Origin of the sequence: Bacillus sp. BML-BC051 (assembly GCF_019656175.1) — a bacterium.
Taxonomy (GTDB): Bacteria; Bacillota; Bacilli; order Bacillales; family Bacillaceae_G; genus Bacillus_A; species Bacillus_A mobilis.
Genome location: NZ_BPLI01000038.1, coordinates 17060 through 38639, shown reverse-complemented (window position 1 = coordinate 38639; position 21580 = coordinate 17060). Strand labels below are relative to the sequence as shown.

The 21580-nt window shown below is 35.8% G+C and carries 20 protein-coding genes and 1 other annotated feature; of the genes, 11 read left to right on the top strand and 9 right to left on the bottom strand.

The window, feature by feature from the left end; genetic code table 11:
* The first annotated feature begins 231 nt into the window (after positions 1-231).
* Entirely contained in the window at positions 232-1419 is a 1188-nt protein-coding gene (locus K5S59_RS16600; protein ID WP_098258996.1) for an RtcB family protein, read from the top strand.
* Positions 1420-1614: 195 nt separating this feature from the next.
* Here K5S59_RS16600 and K5S59_RS16595 read toward each other — a convergent pair whose 3' ends face one another.
* Entirely contained in the window at positions 1615-1962 is a 348-nt protein-coding gene (locus K5S59_RS16595; RefSeq protein WP_000589578.1) for a VOC family protein, read from the bottom strand.
* Positions 1963-2206: 244 nt separating this feature from the next.
* Positions 2207-3631 (bottom strand): amino acid permease, encoded by a 1425-nt coding sequence (locus K5S59_RS16590; protein WP_120450384.1) that lies wholly within the window; start codon positions 3629-3631, stop codon positions 2207-2209.
* Positions 3632-3898: 267 nt separating this feature from the next.
* Between K5S59_RS16590 and K5S59_RS16585 the strand changes: the two genes are divergently transcribed.
* Together K5S59_RS16585 and K5S59_RS16580 are read left to right on the top strand one after the other, a co-directional pair.
* Positions 3899-4648: an IclR family transcriptional regulator gene (locus K5S59_RS16585; protein WP_000250764.1), complete on the top strand. Its 750-nt coding sequence runs from the start codon at positions 3899-3901 to the stop codon at positions 4646-4648.
* A gap of 51 nt (positions 4649-4699) precedes the next feature.
* Positions 4700-6364: a M20/M25/M40 family metallo-hydrolase gene (locus K5S59_RS16580; RefSeq protein WP_120450382.1), complete on the top strand. Its 1665-nt coding sequence runs from the start codon at positions 4700-4702 to the stop codon at positions 6362-6364.
* Between the two features lie 191 nt (positions 6365-6555).
* Here the strand turns inward: K5S59_RS16580 and proC are convergent, their stop codons facing one another.
* Complete coding sequence (gene proC / locus K5S59_RS16575; RefSeq protein ID WP_000360697.1) at positions 6556-7374, bottom strand: pyrroline-5-carboxylate reductase; 819 nt, start codon at positions 7372-7374, stop codon at positions 6556-6558.
* Between the two features lie 401 nt (positions 7375-7775).
* Positions 7776-7986 (top strand) — a binding site (T-box leader).
* 148 nt (positions 7987-8134) lie between these two features.
* Between proC and proB the strand changes: the two genes are divergently transcribed.
* Both proB and K5S59_RS16565 read left to right on the top strand, forming a co-directional pair.
* Positions 8135-9238 carry a glutamate 5-kinase gene (gene proB / locus K5S59_RS16570; protein ID WP_098258993.1) on the top strand — a complete coding sequence of 368 codons (1104 nt, stop codon included), beginning with the start codon at positions 8135-8137 and terminating at the stop codon, positions 9236-9238.
* Positions 9239-9269: 31 nt separating this feature from the next.
* Positions 9270-10517, top strand: coding sequence for a glutamate-5-semialdehyde dehydrogenase (locus K5S59_RS16565; RefSeq protein WP_097843580.1), 1248 nt, complete (start codon positions 9270-9272; stop codon positions 10515-10517).
* Between the two features lie 53 nt (positions 10518-10570).
* Here K5S59_RS16565 and K5S59_RS16560 read toward each other — a convergent pair whose 3' ends face one another.
* Positions 10571-11764: a NupC/NupG family nucleoside CNT transporter gene (locus K5S59_RS16560; RefSeq protein WP_000545475.1), complete on the bottom strand. Its 1194-nt coding sequence runs from the start codon at positions 11762-11764 to the stop codon at positions 10571-10573.
* Positions 11765-11928: 164 nt separating this feature from the next.
* Between K5S59_RS16560 and K5S59_RS16555 the strand changes: the two genes are divergently transcribed.
* The 5 genes from K5S59_RS16555 to K5S59_RS16535 all read left to right on the top strand — a co-directional run bounded on the left by K5S59_RS16555 (position 11929) and on the right by K5S59_RS16535 (position 16119).
* The gene (locus K5S59_RS16555) at positions 11929-12972 is read left to right on the top strand and encodes an ArsR/SmtB family transcription factor (RefSeq protein WP_098258991.1); all 1044 of its coding nucleotides are present in this window, start codon (positions 11929-11931) and stop codon (positions 12970-12972) included.
* 51 nt (positions 12973-13023) lie between these two features.
* On the top strand, positions 13024-14244 hold the full coding sequence (locus K5S59_RS16550) for an MFS transporter (protein WP_120450381.1): 1221 nt from the start codon (positions 13024-13026) through the stop codon (positions 14242-14244).
* Between the two features lie 96 nt (positions 14245-14340).
* Entirely contained in the window at positions 14341-14667 is a 327-nt protein-coding gene (gene hmoA / locus K5S59_RS16545; RefSeq protein WP_000469503.1) for a heme-degrading monooxygenase HmoA, read from the top strand.
* Between the two features lie 148 nt (positions 14668-14815).
* The gene (locus tag K5S59_RS16540; RefSeq protein ID WP_000888520.1) at positions 14816-15520 is read left to right on the top strand and encodes a nucleotidyltransferase domain-containing protein; all 705 of its coding nucleotides are present in this window, start codon (positions 14816-14818) and stop codon (positions 15518-15520) included.
* Positions 15521-15723: 203 nt separating this feature from the next.
* Positions 15724-16119 carry a VOC family protein gene (locus K5S59_RS16535; protein ID WP_000773091.1) on the top strand — a complete coding sequence of 132 codons (396 nt, stop codon included), beginning with the start codon at positions 15724-15726 and terminating at the stop codon, positions 16117-16119.
* Positions 16120-16257: 138 nt separating this feature from the next.
* Here K5S59_RS16535 and K5S59_RS16530 read toward each other — a convergent pair whose 3' ends face one another.
* Positions 16258-16866, bottom strand: a complete 609-nt coding sequence (locus tag K5S59_RS16530) for a hypothetical protein (protein WP_002072135.1) — start codon at positions 16864-16866, stop codon at positions 16258-16260.
* A 233-nt stretch (positions 16867-17099) separates the two neighbouring features.
* Between K5S59_RS16530 and K5S59_RS16525 the strand changes: the two genes are divergently transcribed.
* Positions 17100-17603: a GNAT family N-acetyltransferase gene (locus K5S59_RS16525; protein WP_000127641.1), complete on the top strand. Its 504-nt coding sequence runs from the start codon at positions 17100-17102 to the stop codon at positions 17601-17603.
* Positions 17604-17721: 118 nt separating this feature from the next.
* On the opposite strand, the gene lsrF is transcribed toward K5S59_RS16525, so the two are convergent.
* From lsrF to K5S59_RS16505, 4 genes are read right to left on the bottom strand one after another with little or no spacing between them, the layout of a single operon-like run.
* Entirely contained in the window at positions 17722-18504 is a 783-nt protein-coding gene (lsrF, locus tag K5S59_RS16520) for a 3-hydroxy-5-phosphonooxypentane-2,4-dione thiolase (RefSeq protein ID WP_000219776.1), read from the bottom strand.
* A gap of 6 nt (positions 18505-18510) precedes the next feature.
* The gene (locus K5S59_RS16515; protein ID WP_000909988.1) at positions 18511-18873 is read right to left on the bottom strand and encodes a cupin domain-containing protein; all 363 of its coding nucleotides are present in this window, start codon (positions 18871-18873) and stop codon (positions 18511-18513) included.
* A 25-nt stretch (positions 18874-18898) separates the two neighbouring features.
* Positions 18899-20461: an autoinducer-2 kinase gene (gene lsrK / locus K5S59_RS16510; RefSeq protein ID WP_120450379.1), complete on the bottom strand. Its 1563-nt coding sequence runs from the start codon at positions 20459-20461 to the stop codon at positions 18899-18901.
* On the bottom strand, positions 20461-21393 hold the full coding sequence (locus K5S59_RS16505; protein WP_212981894.1) for a sugar-binding transcriptional regulator: 933 nt from the start codon (positions 21391-21393) through the stop codon (positions 20461-20463). The genes lsrK and K5S59_RS16505 overlap by 1 nt, the downstream gene beginning before the upstream one ends.
* Positions 21394-21580: the final 187 nt, after the last annotated feature.

Sequence of the window (21580 nt, the reverse complement as noted above, 5' to 3'; positions counted from 1 at the left end):
AGGGGAGTTTTTGTTATATATAACAGATATCGAGGACGTGGAATACTCATGTGTAGGTATAAATATAAGAAGACGGTAATTTTATTATGTAAATAAGATGAATCATCATAATTTTTTTATTGTGAAGGACATCGTACATATATAATGGAAAGCAGAAGGTAGATGAAAGTATTGAATAGAACACATACAACGTAATAAAATAATTCTTTCAAAAGAAAGGGGACATGAAAGATGTTGAAATTACATGGAAAATACAATGAAGCGAAAGTATTTACGAATAACGTTGATGAGACTGCGACTGGGCAGATTATTGATCTTTGTAACCAAGAATTCGTAAAGAATAGTCAAATTCGTATTATGCCAGATACACATGCAGGAGCAGGTTGTACGATTGGGACAACAATGACAATACAAGATAAAATTGTTCCTAATCTTGTAGGGGTAGACATTGGGTGTGGAATGGAAGTTGTTGTGATTGATAAGAAAAAAGAAGAAATTAATTTCGATTGTTTAGACGAAACAATTCGTAAATTTGTTCCAAGTGGTTTTCGTATCCGAGATAAAGAACATCGATTCTCAAAAATGATTGATTTTGATGGTGTAAAGGCGCCATATACATTACAGCGGGCTCAAAAAAGTATAGGTACTCTTGGAGGTGGAAATCATTTCATTGAATTAAATGAAGATGAAAAAGGGAATGTATATATTGTCATTCATAGTGGTTCTCGTAATTTAGGTAAACAAATAGCAGAGTATTACCAAAATTTCGCATATGAACAATTAATTGATGTTACATCAATGAAAGATGAGATTATTAAGAGATTAACTGAAGAAGGGAGAGCAAAAGAAATACAAGAAACTTTACGAGGAATTCAGAAGCCTAAGATTCGTAAAGAACTAGCTTATTTAGAAGGGCAAGGATTCAAAGATTATATGAATGACATGAATATTGCCCAAAAGTATGCTGCGTTAAATCGTAAAGCAATGATTGATGAAATTGTTACGAAAATGGACTGGAAAATTACGGATCAATTTACTACAATACATAACTATATTGACATGGAAAATATGATTCTACGAAAAGGTGCTATTTCAGCTCAGAAAGATGAACGAGTCATTATTCCAATTAACATGAGAGATGGTTCAATTATTGCATTTGGTAAAGGTAATCCAGATTGGAATTTTTCTGGTCCGCATGGGGCAGGACGTATCATGAGTCGTAAGAAGGCTAAAGAATCATTGAGTCTAGAGGAATTTCAAAATACGATGACAGAGGTGTGGACTACATCGGTAGTAGAAAGCACAATTGATGAGGCACCAATGGTATATAAGCCAATGGATGAAATTATCGAAAATACGAAAGAAACAATAGATATAAAGCACATTATTAAGCCATTATATAATTTTAAAGCGAATTAAAAGGGGTAAATAAGCAGCCAGAAAAAACTATTTTTCGCATCTTATGTTCGCAAACAATCTAATGAAGGGAAGTAGTTTCCTTTTATGGCGATGGGATACGAAAAAAAGTCGATTTCCTGTGGAGTTAAGAAATCGACTTTTTTATTTTGTGAAACGAAAGCAATCATTAGCTTAATAGCAAATGATTATTACCGTCTATTTTTCCCAAAGCTCAATTAGACGACCATCAGGATCTTTAATCCAAATAAACTTTCCGAACTCACTAATTTCTTCTTTCTTTTCAAGAGGTACACCAATTTGTTCAAGATGCTGAATAGTCTCATTCATATTATGTACTTGGAAATTTAACATCACTTGCTGTTCTGTTGGAAAATAATTATCATTTTCGGTAAAGAAAGAAAAAATAGTTTCATTTCCTAATTGGGGCTTAATCACAGTCCCATTCCAATTGTCTATTTCAATTTTCAACACTTCACTGTACCATTTTTTTATAACATCAATATTTTTAGTTCTCCAAAATATTCCCCCGAAACCTTTTATCATCGTACATAACCCCTGTCTATTTTAAAATTTTTTGGCATTATATATTCAATATATCAAAACAATAAGTGTAAGGAAAATTATTAACTTATAAACAGTAAGAAATCAAAATTGCTAGTAGCATTGACTGTTGAAACGATATAAATATCATCCTTCGCATAACTTGAAATCAAAGAAAAAGTGAAAAGGATAAAAGACCGCACATAAGGTGAAAGTCATGTGCGGTCTTTTATATATAAGTATAGTATTACATAGTCTCGCTAATTTTACTTTCACTACGAGTGTTTGTAGCAATTCTTTTCTTAACTTTAAAATGATAGTAAGTGTAGCAAAAGATGATAAATGGTACAGTGCAATAGATTCCAAGTCGTTGTTCAGGGATAAAGATAAGACTAATTAATATAATGCCATACAATCCAAAACCAAGAATTGGTACAAGTGGATAAAGTGGAGTTTTAAATTTTAAGTCTTCTAGTCTTCCACCGTCTGCTAAATAATGCTTACGGAAAAAGAATTGAGAGATACAAATTGACATCCAAACAATGATTGTTATGACGCCAGAAATGGAAATTAACCATAAGTAAACTGTTTCAGCAGCTACGACGCTTGTTAAAAGAGAAAAAGCAGAAATAGAAATTGTCAAAATTAAAGCGTTTAAAGGTATCCCTCGTGAAGATAATTTCTTTAAAAAGGCCGGAGCCATTTCATTTTTTGATAATGACCAAAGCATGCGAGTTGCAGCGTACAGTCCAGAGTTTGCGACAGAAAGAACAGCAGTAAGAATAACAAAGTTCATAATATCAGCTGCATAGGGAATACCTATATTATCAAAAACAGCAACGAACGGGCTTTTTGTTAATCCTGCTTCTTCCCAAGGAATTAAAGCAACAAGAACAAAAATTGCTAAGACGAAGAAAAACATCGTGCGCCATATAATATTTCTAATTGAACGAGGTAAAGTTTTTGCTGGATCTTCACTTTCACCTGCTGCGATTCCAACAAGTTCTGTACCTTGGAAGGAATAATTGACAGTAACCATTGTTAATAGTATGGCTGCAAGTCCATTTGGGAATAAACCGCCGTGATTTACGAAATTTGATAATAACGGGGCTGGTTCGTCGCCTTTTAAATCAATAAAACCGAACATAGCGGCGCCGCCAAGGATAATAAAAGCTATAATGGCAGATACTTTTATACTTGAAAACCAAAATTCTGTTTCTGCATAACTACGAGCAGATAATGCGTTAATAGTGAAGATTGTAACGCCAAATATTAAACACCAAACCCAGACGGGAATATCAGGAAACCAGCGCTGCATTGTAATGCCGGCAGTTGTAAATTCAAGACCGGTCGTATTCGCCCAGCTTAACCAATATAACCATCCGATCGTAAATCCAGTTGCAGGATTGATGAACTTAGTGGCATATTCCTGGAACGAACCTGAAACAGGCATGGCTACAGCAAGTTCACCAAGACAAAGCATAACGAAATACATTAATAATCCACCAGCCATAAAGGCAAGTACGGATCCACCAGGTCCAGCTTGACTTATGATAAAACCAGATCCGTTAAATAACCCCGTTCCAATCACACCACCGAGTGCAATCATGAATAAGTGTCTACTTTTCATCGTTCGTTTTAATTCATTGTTTGTATTGCTTACTTGCGTCATTGTTTTCCTCACTTTCGTAGTTGATAGAATGAAGTTCGATGTTTTTCCGTATTATGGAATGTATTCCGTGATGTGAAATCTTGTTATAATTTTCAGATAATTAAAAAGAAAAGTCAATATTTTTTTGATTGCGTTTTCAATTTATTATTAGCGACATATTTTTATTTTTAGAAAATTGAATAAATAGATTGATTTCATTTTAAATTTTTGTTAAATTGATAGGTAATTGAGCGTACTAGCATATTACAAGTCAAGTTGAGGTGAGTTATGGTACAGTCCATTGATCGAGCGATAAGTATTATAAAGTTGTTAAATTCTACTAATGAAAAAGAGTATTGGGCTATTTCTGATATAGCGGATAGAACACATCTCCCAGTTAGTACAGTACATAGATTACTTAATTCTCTAATCGAGCATGGGTTAGTTACGCAAATTGCAGAAACGAAACAGTACAAAATTGGGCCAATGTGGATGGAAATAGGATTACGTCAATTGGAGAAAGTAGACTACAGATCTGTAGCAAGAGAAGTGATGAAGCGGTTAGCCTCTGAAGTGGAAGAGAGTGTGTATTTAAATATTCCAAATGGAACGCATTCTATTATCATTGAAAGAATTGATAGCCCTTTAAAGATTCGAGTTATTGATAACTTAGGGGAACAGATTCCACTTTCAATTGGTGCTGCAAACAAAACAATGCTTGCCAATATGAAAATGAATGAAATGGAACATATTGTAGAACGTTTATTGTCTTCTTTACCAGAACAAAAGCGCATTCTTTTAGAGCAAATAAAGCAAATAAGAAATGAAGGATATGCGGTAAGTTATGGTGAAAAAACAGAAGGGACGGCTTCAGTAGCTGCACCGATTATCGGATTTAATCATAAAGTAGTAGGAGCATTAAGTGTTGGGTTAATTAGTCATCGCATTAATGATGATCGACTATCTTTTCTTATTAGTAAGGTAAAACAAGCAGCTCATGAAATATCAATAAAAATCGGCAGTACATCAGAACTATAATTTTGATAACTGTCGTCATTTTTTATTCATATACTGGAATTCATTTTCATAATGCGGAAAAATAGGGGGATTTATATGTCAAAGTGGCAATCAAAAGAACAATTAATTCAATTATTAAGTAGTCTTGTTGAAATTCCTAGTATTACAGGTACAGAAGCTGAAGTAATATTGCCAGACCTTGTTGTGGAACAATTATCTGATTTACAGTACTTTAAAGAAAACCCGCAGTATTTGCAAAAAAATCCGACGGGAGACGGACGATATTTTGTTACAGCCCTCGTAAAGAAAAGCGATAGTACAAAAAATACAGTAATTCTAGTTAGTCACTTTGATGTTGTAGATGTACAAGATTACGGAGTGTGGAAAGAAGATGCATTCAACCCTAAAAAGTTAACGTCTATGTTTTATTCTCATAAAGATGAACTACCAGATCATGTACGTGAGGATATAGAACAAGGAGATTGGTTATTTGGTAGAGGAACAATGGACATGAAATGCGGCCTTGCGTTACAAATGGCGATGATTGAGCAAGCTTGTGAAGAAAGATTTGATGGGAATGTACTTTTATTAGCTGTTCCAGATGAAGAAGTAAACTCTGTAGGGATGAGAGCTGCTGTTCCAAGACTACTAGAGTTAGCAAGAGAACATAACTTGGATTATAAAACGGTATTAAATTCAGAGCCTATGTTTTCACGACACCCTGGTGACCAAAATAAGTATATTTATACTGGTACTATTGGTAAAGTGTTACCTGGATTTCTTTGCTACGGAAAAGAGACACATGTAGGTGAACCATTTGCAGGCTTAAATGGGAGTTATATGGCTTCATTAATAACAGCAGAATTAGAGTTGAATACAGACCTTTGTGATATTGTAGAAGGGGAAGCGAGTCCTCCGCCAACTAACTTACTTCAAAGGGACTTAAAGGAGGATTATTCTGTCCAAATTCCGCATCGTGCCGTTACATTATTTAATTTGTTTTTACTAGAAAAATCAATGACAGATGTCGTTTCATTGTTACGTCAAAAAGTAACGAAAGTAGCAGAGAAAATAGAAGAATCATATGAAAAGCAAGCATATCGTTTTTCTAAATATAATCCGTTTATACCGCCTAATATGAAAGTAAATGTATTAATGTATGAAGAGCTTATCGCTTATGCAATTGAACAACATGGGCAAAAGAAAATAGATGATATTCAATCTAGTATAATAAAAAATAGAGAAGATAAAGATGATCGTGCAGTAACGATTGATTTAGTAGATAAATTAGCTATTTTATGTAAAGAAAAGGCGCCGATGATTGTACTTTTCTTTGCTCCGCCATATTATCCAGCTGTAAGTTCACGCAACAACCCGTTAATTAAAGAAGTAGTTGCAGAAATGGAAAAGTATGCACACTACAATCATAACATTACATTTGAAAACCAAAATTATTTTGGAGGAATTTCAGATTTGAGCTATGTGGGTTTACAGAATCCACTACATTCAATGAGCTCTCTTGTAGACAATATGCCATTGTGGGATAAAGGTTACTCGATTCCGCTTCAGGAACTAGAAGAGTTTGACGTTCCAGTATTAAATATGGGGCCGGTAGGAAAAGATGCACATCAATGGACAGAACGTCTAGATGTAAATTACGCATTTGAAACATTATTAGATATGTTACCGAAATGCATTGAAAAATTATTAGTTTCTAATAAAATTACACAAGCGTAGTAGGGAATAAGGAAGGGATAAAACTAAAATCTTACAAGAAGAGATAAATAAAATTATCTCAGTATAACCAAAAGAACGGACAAACTCAAATATATATGAGTTTGTCCGTTTATCATTTAGTGAAAGCGAGATAGTATGTAGTCCACAATTTATCAACTAAATTCATAGCTAACGTGATCTCTTTTATCGTTTTATTTTTTTGTTTGACCAGACAGTTCAATAGACTTTTGCGTACAGCGCTGCATAGCTGAAATTATGGCTGTTCGTAAGCCTTTTTCCTCTAATGTTGCTACAGCCTCTATCGTTGTTCCACCAGGAGAACAAACCATATCTTTCAATTCACCTGGATGTATTCCTGTTTCTAGTACCATTTTAGCAGAGCCTAATACAGCTTGAGCTGCGAATTTATATGCTTGATTTCTTGGCATACCGTCTAGTACAGCAGCATCTGCCATCGCCTCAATAATCATATATACGTATGCTGGTGAAGAACCACTTACTGATGTAACAACATCCATTAATTTTTCACTTACGATTTCTGCTTGACCAAAGCTATTGAAAATGTTTAGCACATCTTCTAAATCTTTTTTTGTCACCATTTCATTAGGGCATAATGCAGACATTCCTTCTCCAACAAGAGCAGGGGTATTAGGCATTACACGTACAACTTTTAATTTCTTATCAAAAGATTCCTCTGTACTTTTGATGCTTTTTCCAGCAGCGATCGTTACGACGATAACGTCGTTTTTGATTACTTCTTTTATTTCGTTAATGATTGATGCGTATAGGTCTGGTTTAATTGATAAAATTAAAATATCAGCATTTTTAGCTACTTCATTATTGTCAGTAGTTGTAGTTAGCCCATATTTTTCGTTAGCGTGTTTTAAATTCGTAGTGTTTAAATCCGAACAAATAACATGATTTGCAGACACTATCTTTTTGTTTAGCATCCCGCCAATGATAGCCATCCCCATATTTCCGCATCCGATGAATCCAATTTGTTTGTCCATAATTACTCAATCTTGCTCCTTTTATAATAAATTATTTCCTTTCGAAATTGTTATCTTAAAATAACAATAACATCTTCATGCAATATAAAGAAACATTCTAAGAGAATATATTTCTTTTTGCAACACCAAAAGTTAAAAATCAATTATATTCGACGTTATGTAAATATATACACTTTAATTTAAGGTTCTATATTGATGAATCTGAGTTAAATTTATCCCGCTTTAATGGGCAGTAAGAGGGGCTGCTGAAAATGCCGCGTGATTAAAGTTTCACTTTATATCGATTTGTATTTTCATTCAGTAGGGTAATAATCTCATACAAGTAATTTGCCGCTCTATTTATTTTTAAAATACCTCTTGACACCAAATTAAATTATATCGCATAATATAAAAAATTAAACCGAAAATCGTTGAAGGGAAATAGTACATATGTCTTCTTGCGAAAGAGAGTGGAATTCACCGGCTGAAAGATTCCTCGTATAGAATATATCGAACCTATCCCTGAGTCTTAAATGAAAGTTTAGGCGTTCGCCTGCGTTATAGGCGCCAAGTGGATATCTATGTATATCAATTAAGGTGGTACCGCGGAACAATGACCGTTTCGTCCTTTTTATTTTATTAAGGGCGAAGCGGTCATTTTTATTTTGCTCTTTAATAGGCCAGGTGCAGCATTGGTGAGAATAGAAGTCGCTGCACCTAGCAGAATGAATAAAAGTGTAATCTATAAAAAACTTTGATTTTAGACTTGGGGGATACAAAAGTGAAAAAACAACGAATTGTTGTAAAGATTGGGAGCAGTTCCTTGGCAGATAGTCACGGAGGAATTTCTAAAGAACAACTTTCAGATCACGTTGCCGCATTGGCTCGATTGAAAGAAGAAGGGCATGAAGTTTTGTTAATTACATCTGGCGCCGTCGCTGCAGGTTTTTCTGCTCTAGGCTATCCTAGCAGACCTGTGACAATTAAAGGAAAACAGGCTGCTGCTGCTGTTGGGCAAAGTTTGTTAATGCAGGCGTACACGGAGGAATTTCGTAAATATGACATCGTTACTGCGCAATTATTGCTGACGAGAAGTGATTTTTCTAGAAAAGAACAATATAGTAACGCTTACGCTACTTTAGGAGAATTACTAAACCGTTCTGCTCTTCCAATCATTAATGAAAATGATTCCATCTCTTTAGAGGAGCTAACGTTCGGAGATAATGATATGCTGTCAGCTTTAGTAAGCGGACTTGTTTCGGCAGATATGCTTATGATTTTTACGGATGTGAACGGTTTATATGACAAAAATCCTCAGAAAAATGCGGATGCGAAAAAATATTATTTCCTTCCTGAAGTTACAGAAGAAATTGCTTCACTTGCAGGAGATGCTGGGACCAAACTTGGGACTGGCGGAATGAAATCAAAAATTGATGCTGCGAAGACATCACTTTCTCTTGGCGTGAGTGTATTTATCGGAACAGGGCGTGGACAAGAGAAATTTGTAGATGTTTTAAAGGGCAAAGGTGATGGAACGTATGTGGGAAATACTCCTCAAAAAGAAATGAAGATGAACAAGCAATGGATCGCTTTGCATTCGCTTGTTAGCGGACAAATTGAAGTAGACGCCGGAGCAGCTACTGCTATCATTCAGCAAGGTAAAAGTCTTCTTCCTGCTGGCGTTACAAATGTGTCAGGATTTTTCAAAGTTGGTGATGTCGTAGAAGTTATGACGCAACAAGGGCGAGTCATTGGAAAAGGGCAATGCACATATAGCGCAGAGGAATTAAGAGTGGTAAAAGGTATGCAAAGCCAGGATATTCAAGCAAGAGGCGAAAGACATAATTATGAAGTCATTCACAGAGATTATTGGGTTTCACTTTAAGAGTAGTGATGTTAAAAAGGAGGAAATAAAAATGAATGAAGTGTTGGCAAAGGGAAAAAAAGCGAAAGAAATTGCTAGAGAACTTGTACTAAAATCTACAAATCAAAAAAATGAAGCACTTGCTGCCATTGCAGATCAGTTAAGAGTAGAAGTAGCTTATATTTTAGAGGAAAACAAACGGGATTTAGAAGCAGGTAAGGCGAAAGGATTTACTGATTCACTCCTAGATCGTCTAATGCTGAATGAACAGCGTATTATTGATATGGCAGAGGGGATTAAGCAGTTAATTGAATTACGTGATCCTGTTGGAGAATGTGTAAGTGAATGGGAGCGACCAAATGGACTATCTATTCAGGAGATGCGTGTACCACTTGGTGTTGTTGGGATGATTTACGAGGCAAGGCCGAATGTAACAGTGGATGCTGCTACAATTTGTTTGAAGACAGGAAACGCAGTTATATTACGTGGTAGTTCTTCTGCTATCCATTCTAACAAAGCTATCGTTGCTGTTATTCATCGAGCGCTCAAACAAACAAGCTTGCCTCCAGAAAGTGTACAGCTTATAGAAGATACAACGCGGGATAGTGCAAAGCAGTTGTTTACATTAAATGATTATCTAGATGTTCTAATTCCAAGAGGCGGCAAACAATTAATTGATACCGTAGTGAGAGAAGCGTCTGTTCCAGTACTTGAAACGGGTGCAGGAAATTGTCATATTTTCATTGATGAAACAGCGGATAAGCAAATGGCAGTTGATATTATTATAAATGCAAAAACGCAGCGTCCATCTGTATGCAATGCAATTGAAACGATTATACTTCATGAGAAGTGGGCGCAGCAATTTGGTAGCGAATTGTTTTTATCTTTGAAGGAAAAAGGCGTGGAATTACGTGGTGATCAAAAAGCACTGGCAATTGATTCTTCAATTGTACTTGCTTCAGAAGAAGACTGGGGTACAGAATTTTTATCACTCACGCTGGCAGTGAAAGTAGTTTCTTCTATAGAAGAAGCGATTCATCACATAAATACGTATGGATCTATGCATTCCGAAGCAATTATTTCAGAAAACGAGGGAAACGTTAGCAAATTCTTCACAGCTGTTGATGCAGCTGCGCTGTATCATAATGCATCAACTCGTTTTACTGATGGATCTGAATTCGGTTTCGGTGCAGAGATTGGCATCAGTACACAAAAGCTACATGTAAGGGGACCAATGGGACTTCCTGCATTAACTTCTACAAAATATGTGATTCGTGGAAATGGTCAGATTCGAAAGTAAAAATAAAAGACACTCAATTCGTTTGGGTGTCTTTTGTTTTAAAGATTATTCATTTACCATACAAATAGCCCAACAAGCATGGCACTTAATAAGGAAACTGCCATCCCGCTAACAAGAAGCTTCCAAACATTTTTACCGATTATGGCTGATTTTTCTCCGCCAAATAATGAATTGTACGTTCCGTAAATCATACCTACTGTACTAAAGTTAGCAAAAGAAGCTAGAAATGTAGTTGCAACTGCAATCGTATGAGGTTGTAACGACTTTAGATTCGATTTTAAATCCATCATGGCAACAAATTCATTCGTCGTTATTTTGATTCCCATTAATTCAGCTACATACATTGCATCATTACCTGATAAACCGAGTAAGAAAGCAAAGGGACTAAAGATAATGGAGAAGATTTTTTGAATTGTTAAACCTGTTACGACAAAGCTTAATATCCCGTTTAAACATGCAGTTAATGCTACATATCCAATGACCATAGCTAAAATAACGATAACCATATTCATCCCGACTAACATACTGTTTGAAATAGTAGAAAAGAAATCCTTTTTTTCATCTTTTGAAGGTGTATATACGACATCTTCTTCTTGCGTAACTTCCACAGGATTTAATACATTGGCCAAAATTAATGCGTTAATACAGTTTAAGGGGATTGCGCTGAAAATATATGTTGCCGGAACCATTGATAAATAAGCGCCAAGAATGGATCCGCTTACGCTACTCATACTCATAATTCCAAAAGTTAATAAACGATTTTCTTTTAAAACGGATAATTGATCACGGACAACCGCAAGTGCTTCCGTGTTTCCTAAAAACATCATTTGAATCGAAAAGAAACTTTCTAACTTTGGTAAACGAGAAATCTTTGAAATAACTGCACCTACTTTATCAATAATCCAAGTTAAGATTCCAAAATAAGAAAGAATATCAAAGAACGTGATAACGAAAATGATAGGAAGCAATGCACTAAAGAAGAAATCAACGGTTTGATTTTCCATAGCGGAAGGAAATGCGAACCGAATACCTTCATTGGCGCATGATAGTAGCCAACTGAAAAATGAAGCAATTTTATTAATGATAATACTGCCGAGCTTCGTGCCTAACATAAACCATGTAATAAAGAGCTCCAATATGATTAGAATAACGATTGGTCTCCATTTTATATGTTTTTTATTAGGCGAACATAGGAAAACGAATAAGATTACAATGAAAATCCCTAACATATTTAATATGAAATGCATCTCAACAACTCCTTGAGAGTTATTATTTGTATATAAAAAAGCTCCTATTCTTCTTAATTTAGAATGGATGTGTTTCAACTAAAATTTTGTTGATTCTAAAAATATAGAAGGTGAAATTCGATAAAAATAGAATTTAATATATAGCAAACAAGGAGGGGATAAAAATGGAGGTCTATCACATAAAGAGTAGAAAGAGGGAAACTTATAACGTTCAAGTGAAGTATTCGATACTTTTCGAATGTGCACTAGGTATTGCGGCAATTACTCATAAAAGGTTAATCGATACACTTGAAAAGAGTCAAAATGAATGGGAAGAAGTTAAGGAATCATTAACAGAAGAAATGAGAGAGCACTTACAGTTTGTAGAAGAACATAATACGTGGAAAGCGTTGCTTCAGTTATTGTATGAAGGAGAGTTTCAGGATTTATCACAGTTTCATGCTAAAATCGATTCGCTTTCAGAAGAAGATTTGAAGTATATATGTTTACCGTTTTTAGGCGAGAAGTATGAAGGGAAAAGACATTTAGCAGCAAGTGGAGACGTAACTGCAATACATGAACTAATGGAACTGACACATGATCATCAGTTTTTCTCCGCCTATATTCATTTTATATGTGATGTTCATGTACAAGTGCTGAAATCCCATTTAATCGCTGTTATGACAGGATGGTATGAGAGTGTTATTCAGAAAGAGGAAGAGCAAATACTAACTATATTAAAACGAGATTATGAAGCGAAAAATGAAATGAATAAAAAGATGAAACCAGAAGAGTTTGTCGAGTGGGCGACTGGCGGCGTGAACTATATGCCAGAGCCAAGTGTTCACTACGTACTTCTTATACCGCAAATGACATACAGACCGTGGAATATTGAAGCGGATATTGAAGATACGAAAGTATTTCATTACCCAGTCGCAAACGAAAGCATCCATCCTGAAGATCTGTATGAACCGAATTATTTTTTAGTTCAAAAACATAAAGCACTTGGGGATGAAGCGAGATTACGCATTGTAAAAATGTTGTTCGAAAAAGAACGAACATTGCAGGAAATTACAGAAAGATTACAACTCAGTAAATCGACTGTACACCATCATTTGAAATTGTTACGTGCAGCGAAGTTAGTTGATATACATGATGGGAAATATGTATTAAGAAAGAAAGCAGTACAGTCATTAGCGAAAGAATTAGATGCGTTTTTAAATAGATAATATGCAACTAGAATGTACATAAAGGGAGGAATTTAATAGAAAAGTTGGTGTATGAAATTGAAAAATATGTTGAAAAATCGTTCGTTTTTTTTCATGTGGATTGGTAGCGCGATTTCAGAATTGGGCGGGAGCTTCGGAACGTTATGTAATTCGATTCTTGTTTACGAATTAACAGGGTCAAAAACAGCATTAAGTAGTATGTGGTTACTATATTTTATCCCATCGCTCATACTGCAACTTATAAGTGGTCCATTTATTGATAAATGGAGCCGGAAGTGGATTATGATTTTTTCGCAATGGGTGCGAGCTTCGGTTTTCTTATTGCCGTTAGTCATGTTATTTACTAGTAGTATAGAAGTTTGGCATGTGTATGTCGTACAAATTATAATCGGGCTTATTACGCCGCTATATACACCTGCAAGTCAAGCAATTACACCGAGTATTGTAAGTAAAGAACAGCTTCAAGGCGCAAATGCATATATTGATGGAATGGCTCGACTTATGATGTTTCTTGGACCAATTTTAGGCGGAGTAGCCGTCCATTTGATTGGAGTAGAACTTACACTATCTTTCGTATGTATTTGTCTATTTGTTAGTGGCGCTTTTTTACTCTATATAAAAGAAAAGAGAACAACACAATCCATTCGGAAAACGTGGCTAGAACAGTTTCTTCACGGTTTTACATATTTTTTCACAAAACCAGTTATCGTTTGGCTCGGTGTCTTTCTTACTTTCGTGCAATTTGGGGTCGGGGTAACGCTGGTTACAAATCTTCCTTATATAAAAGATGAGTTGTCAGCAGGGTATGCGGAGTTTGGTTATTTTATGGCAGGTTTCCCGTTTGGCTATGTAATTGGATCTATACTAGTCGGAAAAATAACATATAAAAGCCGGCGTATACTTATGCTTGGTGGATTGTTTATAGGAGGACTAACATACATTTCTCTAGGGTTCAATCATAGTATAGTAATTGCGGTGTTCATTGAAGTAGTTGCAGGCATTTGTATTTCATTTTTCAATGTTCATAACACAACAATTTGCCAACAAATAGTACCAAACAATATGATAGGACAAGTATTTTCAGTGCGTTTATTTTTCATACGATTCGCTATGCCGTTAGGTGTTTTATTAGGAGGCATACTAAGTGAAATGTGGGGAATAAGAGCACTATACTTTATTATCGGTGCGATTATATGTGTTACTTCTTTAATAGGATTATTACTTCCGTATTTCAAATTTTTAGATGAAGCTGTTGAAAAGAAAACAGCATAATTTAAACAATTAAAACTTTTTAATTGAAAATAATTATCATAATCAACTATAATGGAAGAATACTAGTATTCGTATTAAAAAGAGGGAGTGGAATAAATGTTTATCGAAACAAAAACATTTACAGTAAAAGAAGGTACATCAAATATAGTTGTAGAACGTTTCACTGGAGAAGGTATTATTGAAAAATTTGAAGGATTCATCGACTTAAGTGTTCTTGTGAAAAAAGTAAGACGCGGAGATGAAGAAGTTGTCGTTATGATTCGCTGGGAATCTGAAGAAGCATGGAAAAACTGGGAAACAAGTGAAGAACATTTAGCAGGGCATAGAGCGAGTCGTGGCAAACCAAAACCAGATCATATCATTAACGTTGATCACGCAGTTTATTATGTAAAATCATCGAAAGCGGCTTATCAACAGTCGTAATATATAGTTAAAGTTAGAGGATATTTGTTTAGTAATAAACAAATATCCTCTTTTTTTGATTTATAGTAAAATATGGATGTAAAGTATATTCAATTGTTTAGTTATAAATGGAGGTAAATGAAGTGGAAAAAATGTTTGGAGGTTACAAATGTTAGAAGCACAGACATCTATTAAACATGAACAACATAAAAAATTAGTGCAAACAATAGTAGCTGAAATCTTATCAATAGATAAGGTAACTGGATGTATGCTTATCGGATCTGTCGCAAGAGGTGATGCATATACTGATTCGGATTTAGACTTATATATTCTGTTAGAAGACGGACAAAAGAAGAAGTTTCATTCTGAAACGAGAGAAGCAATTTTAGTTGAATATAAGTATGCAGACATCAATCAAATACTAGTAAACTTTAAAAACAATCCGATGGAACTATACTCATTTTTAGAAGGGGAAATTTTATTTGATAAAAGCGGCGAGTTGAAAAGGTTAAAGGAGATAGCTACCTATGAATTTGAAAACTATCGTGTTTCTAGCGACAAAGTGAAAGGTATTTCTCATTGGTTGCATAGTTCACTCATTAAAATTCAGTCTGCTTTAAAAGCAAATGATGAGTTAAAATCTTCATTCATCGTTCATACGTCAACTTGGACATTGATAGAAGGGATATGGGCTATTAATAACAAACCTACACCGCCAGCAGGATCTGTTTTAAGGTATATTCAAGTGCTGCCTAATAAACCAATTCAATTGGAGGCAGTACTTCATAAACTATTTTTAGGGAATACGACAGAGCGTATCTCTTCAGCAATTTTCTTGATTGAGTGGGTTTTATACAATTTGAAAAGTAAATAATATGGCTATTTTATTTAGGTATATTAATATTTCATGTCGAATGGTTCATATACTGCATTCATTAAAAAATCGTTCTAGGCTACAGAAAAAAGTATTAGACTATAAAGCATAGTCTTAGACTGAACGCTTGAATATCTTTCCCTACATATTTAAGTATTATGAAAATGAGTCTACATACCCTCTGCTTAAAAGGAGATGAGTGAATGAAGTTAAATCATTTAAATCTATGTGTTGATGATTTATCAGAAGCAAGACATTTCTTTGAAACATTTTTTGATTTTCAATTTTTGGAGCAAAAGGGAAAGGCACTAGTAGTGATGAGTGACGAGAGTGGATTTTTACTTGTGCTAAGCGACCCAAAAGCATTTAAGGGGAATAAGGAAGTTATGTATCCTGAAGCTTTTCATATTGGTTTTTTAGTGGATACTTCAAATGAAGTTGATCAAGCATATAATCGTTTAGTAGCTGGAGGCATTGAAATAGAAAAGGCACCGTATGCAATGAGAGGAAGTAGTTATGGTTTTTATTTTTCAATGTTTAATGGATTGTTAATTGAAGTGTCCTGCCTTGACTATAAAGATGGTAAGAAAATTCAATAGCGATTAACAAGGGTAATTGTTTGATGGTGTATATATACCCCTTATCCAGTTTGAAAGGGGCTTAATCATTTTAAGGGACATAAAAGTAAAAACAAACGAATTTTAGTCATGAAAATGGCTTGTGAGACAGCTTCTTTATTAATCTATCTTAATTTCAAATTCAAGCACAGTTTGATCTTTCCTAAACGGCATATTGAGTTCTTTAAATCGTAAGCTTATTCCAGACAAATTATTAGGAAGGGCAGGAGATATAACGAAATGATGACTAAAATGTCCATCAGTGCCGCCACCACCTTCCGGCCAGCAGTCATATGTATCATCTATTGATAATTGGAAGAAACTATGAGGCTTATTTTCATTAAAAACTTCATCAGTGGAATCCCAATCGCTATATAAATAAACTACACTAGCATTTGCGTATTGCCGAATAAAAGTTACGGTATACATGATACCTTTATGTTCATACGTTTTAAAAACAGGTATATGTTTTTGGAATTTTGTTGGTTCAACGCGAGGTTTAAATTCACCTTCGTCCATCATGGAAGAGAATAGTGAATTTAGATAGTCTGGATAAAATCCGTACTGCTTTGCCCATTTATAAATAGCTTTATCATGTGGAAAACCTGGATCACCACCTGAAAGTTCTTTCCGTTCTTTTAATAGGGCACAAATTTTTTCATCGATAGTATATAAACTTTCATCGTAATAATCAGTAGGGCGTTCAAAACTCATTCGTTGCATAATCATTCCTCCTTTTCTTTATTTTAACAAAAAAAGAAAGGAGGATACATTTTAAAGTTTAAAATCATTCATAAATCAAATATTGTAGATTTAAAATGAAGTCTGATAACAAGGTCTATTTTGCAGAGAGATTGCTTATGCATAAAATAATAATAATGTATGAATCAAGCAGGTATCCCATTTGGTAAAGTACGAAACTATTATAAGTAGTGCAGTGATATGAATAGGAGGTTACGGCTATGACAGCAGTATTTAAAGATATGGCGTTCCAGTTAAAAACGGAACGACTCGACCTGAATATGTGGGAGGAAAATGATGCAGTCTGGCTGAGAAAATTAATTGGTGAACGTGGTGTGGATATGCCAACTGTTGACTCTGTTCGTAGTAATCTTATCGAGATGCGCAAAAAAGCAGCTGAAAATGGTATTTCTCTTCTTACTATACGAAGGCGAGAAGAAGGAGATTTCATCGGATACTGTGGCTTAATTATCGGTCGTGCCACGCTTGAAGAGCCGGAGATTGCATACGAATTGTTCCAAAGTGCTCATCGTAAGGGGTATGCGACAGAGGCAGCATCAGCAGTGCTGGAAGCTGCGATTGCTACGGGGCGTAAAAGACTTTGGTCAACTGTAGGCGCTTGGAATACTGCGTCTTTCCGGGTATTAGAAAAGATAGGGTTTAAGCGGCACCACAGTACGTGGGGGGAACGCGGTGAGATTGTTTGGAACGTACGCGATCTGTAGAAATTTGATCCAATTCAGAACAAAAAAATGTAAAAGAAAGCCTCTATGTTAGGTTACTTAGTAATCTAACATAGAGGCTTTTCCTTATAGTAAGTATTGATTTTGTTTATCTTTTAGCTTAATTTTTTACATCTTCAAATAATTGGAGTGCCTCTTTCACATTCAATCCATTCTTTACAATACCGTGTATCGCTTGAATCATCGCAGCAGGATGTTCAGATTGCCATATGTTCCGGCCCATATCTACGCCAATTGCCCCTTCTTGCAGTGCATTGTACGTAATGTTTAATGCGTCTTCAATAGAATCTAGTTTTGGTCCACCAGCAATTACGACTGGGGCAGGGCAAGTGCTCGTTATTTTTTCGAATCCTTCGCAGTAATACGTTTTAATAATGTCAGCTCCCATTTCAACACATACGCGGGAAGCGAGTGCTAGAAAGCGAGCTTCACGTTTTTGTAATTCTTTCGCAACAGCGGTTATGCCGAGTACTGGCAGACCGTAATCGTGAGCTTCTGAAACTACATTTGCGAGATTTGAAACTGTTTGTGTTTCATAATCGGATCCGACGAAAACAGAAACGCCGACGCCAATTGCGTTTTGTTTCACTGCTTCTTTTACAGGTGTAACAATTGTTTCATTCGCTAAGTCTTTACCGACGACAGTAGCTCCGCCTGATACACGCATAACCATTGGTGTGCTGCAGTTTTCAGGAATACAGGAACTAAGTACACCGCGCGTTAAAAAGAGGGAATCCGTATAAGGAAGTAAGTTTTTAACTGTTTCAAGTGGTTGTTCTAGCCCGTGAATTGGTCCTAAAAAGTAGCCGTGATCTATCGCTAACATAACCGCTCTGCCATCAGGTAAAATGGTATTTAATCTATTTTTGAATCCCCAAGTCATTTAAAATCACTCCTTCGTTAATGTTGGATTTTCCGTTTGTACCGTATCTTTATTTGGTAAATGTGGTGACTTAATAAAAACTGCTTTAAAAGGTTTGTTAGAATGGTTAATTAAATAGTGAGATTCATGAGGGCGAACTTGCAACACATCGCCTTGTTTAATTGGCACTCTTTCGTTATTCACATAGAAATCTATTTCACCTTCTAAAGCATAAAAGACTTCCTCACAAGTTGTATGATAGTGGTTTTGAAACTCTTGCCCAGGCTGAATGACAACAAGGCCAAGATCAATATTCGGACCTTGTATTAAATATTTCGGTCCGTTATCACCGAAGCGATAGGAAAAGTCATTTTCATTCGCTTTTAACATACATTTCACTCCTTTATGTAATGTGTTACAGAGCACCAGGCGCAATCCACATATGTGAGGTGAGCCCTTTATCAGCTAAAGCGAGTTGACTGTCATACACAGTTTTCCATGTTTCATAGAATTCTTTATAAAGTTCATGATTTTCAGTAACAGGTTCGAATGTGTGCTCCCACTGTACAAACTGTTCAGCAGTTTCTTCCATAGATGAATATATGCCAGCGCCAATTCCAGCAGCAATCGCAGTTCCTAAAGCAGCTGCTTCTTTTACAACTGGTACTTTAACAGGGATGCCGAGTACGTCTGATAAAATTTGTGGCCATAGTTTTCCTTTAGCAGCACCGCCAGCAAAAATGACTTCAGAAGGGAATGTCCCTGTGAGATTTTCTATTAATTTTAAGTTACCAAGTGTAACGAAGGCAGCATTTTCTTCAATAGCACGGAACAGTTCTTTTTTTCCGCATTTGTCAGCATCTAAACTTAAATTTAAAAAAGAAGGTGCGGCATGACGCCAAGAAATGTAGTTCATAACGTTTGAAAAGGTAGGGATAATACCATGTGAACCGACAGGTACGTCTTTCGCTTGTTCTTCTAATAATTCATAAGCATCTACACCGAGTTTGTTAGCAAGTTTCTTTTCTTCTTGGCAAAAAACGTCTCGAAACCAGCGCATAACAAGGCCCGGGAAAAAGGCAATCGTTTCATATTGCCATAGGTTCGGAACGACGTGACAATTTACTCGAATTGCAGCATGTGGATCCGTAATTGGCTCAGTAACATTCACTTCTTGTTGCCAAAAACTACCTCCGCATATTAATGTTTGATTAGGCTTCACGACTCCTGTTCCGAGCGATGCCATTTGAGCATCTCCGCCCCCGGCGACGACAGGAGTTCCTTCACGTAATCCAGTTAATGTGGCACACTCTTTTGTAACGTTGCCGATAACGGTACCAGCTTCATTTACTGTTGGTGAAAATGGCAATGTTAAACCACATTCTTTAGCGACATCGTTATCCCACACTCTATTTTGTAAGTCAAAAATACCGGACGTACATCCATTTGAGGCATCGATTTGCAGTACACCGCTTAGTTTATATAAAATCCAATCGTTTAACATTGTAAAAGAGTGAATATGATTATAGATGTCTGGTTCATGTTTTTTAATCCAAAGTAGGCGGGGTAAAGCACCTAATGAAAAAGTTTGCCCAGATCTTGTATATAAATCTTCTTCAAGATGTGACCGGATTTCTTTTAGTTCACTAACTTCAGCGGATGCGCGCCCATCAACATTTGCGCAAGCCCATATTTCTTGCCCATCTTTATCATATAAAACAAAACCTTCACGCATACTAGTAGCGCTAATAGCTTGAATAGAAGAGGGAGGTATATTACTTCTTTGCAGAACTTCTTTCGTACATTGTTGTACTAGCTTCCAGTTTTCTATTACATCAAAATTCATAGAACCTGGGTAACGAGGATCCGTTTTATGAACCCATTCTTTTTGACTGACCGCAATTTGATTACCTAGTAAATCAAAAAGAACAGCTCGAATGCTTCCTGTACCAGCATCAAAAGCTAATAAATGAGACATTAACAATCACCATCCTTTCGTAATAAGGAGAGGGCCGTTTCCTCATCGGTAATTAATGTATGAATGAACCTTCCTTTTAAAGCACCAAAAATTGCATCTATCTTTTCTAGACCTCCAGCAACACCAACGACATGCTTCATTTTGCGTAGAATCGAGAGCGGTGTACCAATTAGTCGATTATGATGCGGGAGGTTTAATAAATCACCATTCGTATTATAAAACTGCCCTAAAATATCGCCCACCCCGTTTTGACTACGAATATATGTCATCTCACGTAGCGTTAATTTTTCTTCCTTTACAATCGTAGCGTCTTGAGATAATCCTCCAATACCGACAACTGCCGTATGTGCAAGGGAAGCGACATGAAGCATATCTTTTACACTCGGTTCTGATAGAATACTTTGTGCCATTTCGGTTGTAGATGCTAGAAACGGAGTAGGGATAATGTGAAGATCGCCCTGCATGTATTGTAAATAGTTTTGTTTTCTCGGGAGATAGTGATTTACTCCGCCAGTTAGCGTTACGATTGAAAGATTAATGGAACTTTCAAAATGAATCTTTTCTAGCATTTTGCTAATCGTTTCGCCCCATCCAATGCCGAGTAAATCACCTTGCTGGAGCTGAGTTCCTATATATTGTGCAGCAGCTTTTCCGAGAGAAGCGTGATAATTGTTTACTGGAGTAGGGATTATGAAAGCATCTTTTAAATGGAATTTTTTCATTAGGTCACGCTCAATACTTAAACAGTGTAAACCAGTCCCTTTTACGTTAAAGGTAACGATACCTTCATTGCGCGCCTTTTCTAATAACCGGACGACTTTATTTCTTGAAATATGAAGAAGTGAAGCGATATCCTGTTGTGTTAATTGATCTTTATAATAGTACCAAGCTACTTTCGTTAATAAATTTTCTTCAAAGTTCAGCTGTGTCATACTCGTCATCCCTTTCAACAATTGACCACTGCTTAAACATATGTGCCACATATGTTGTTTATTCCAGTTGAAACGATGAATAGTCTGATGAAAAAGGTGTTCTAGATATGAAAAAAGGAATATACAATGCTACAGAACAAGTAGAACAAATAATCATTTTCTCAAAAAATGTTCTGTATGAAGGCAG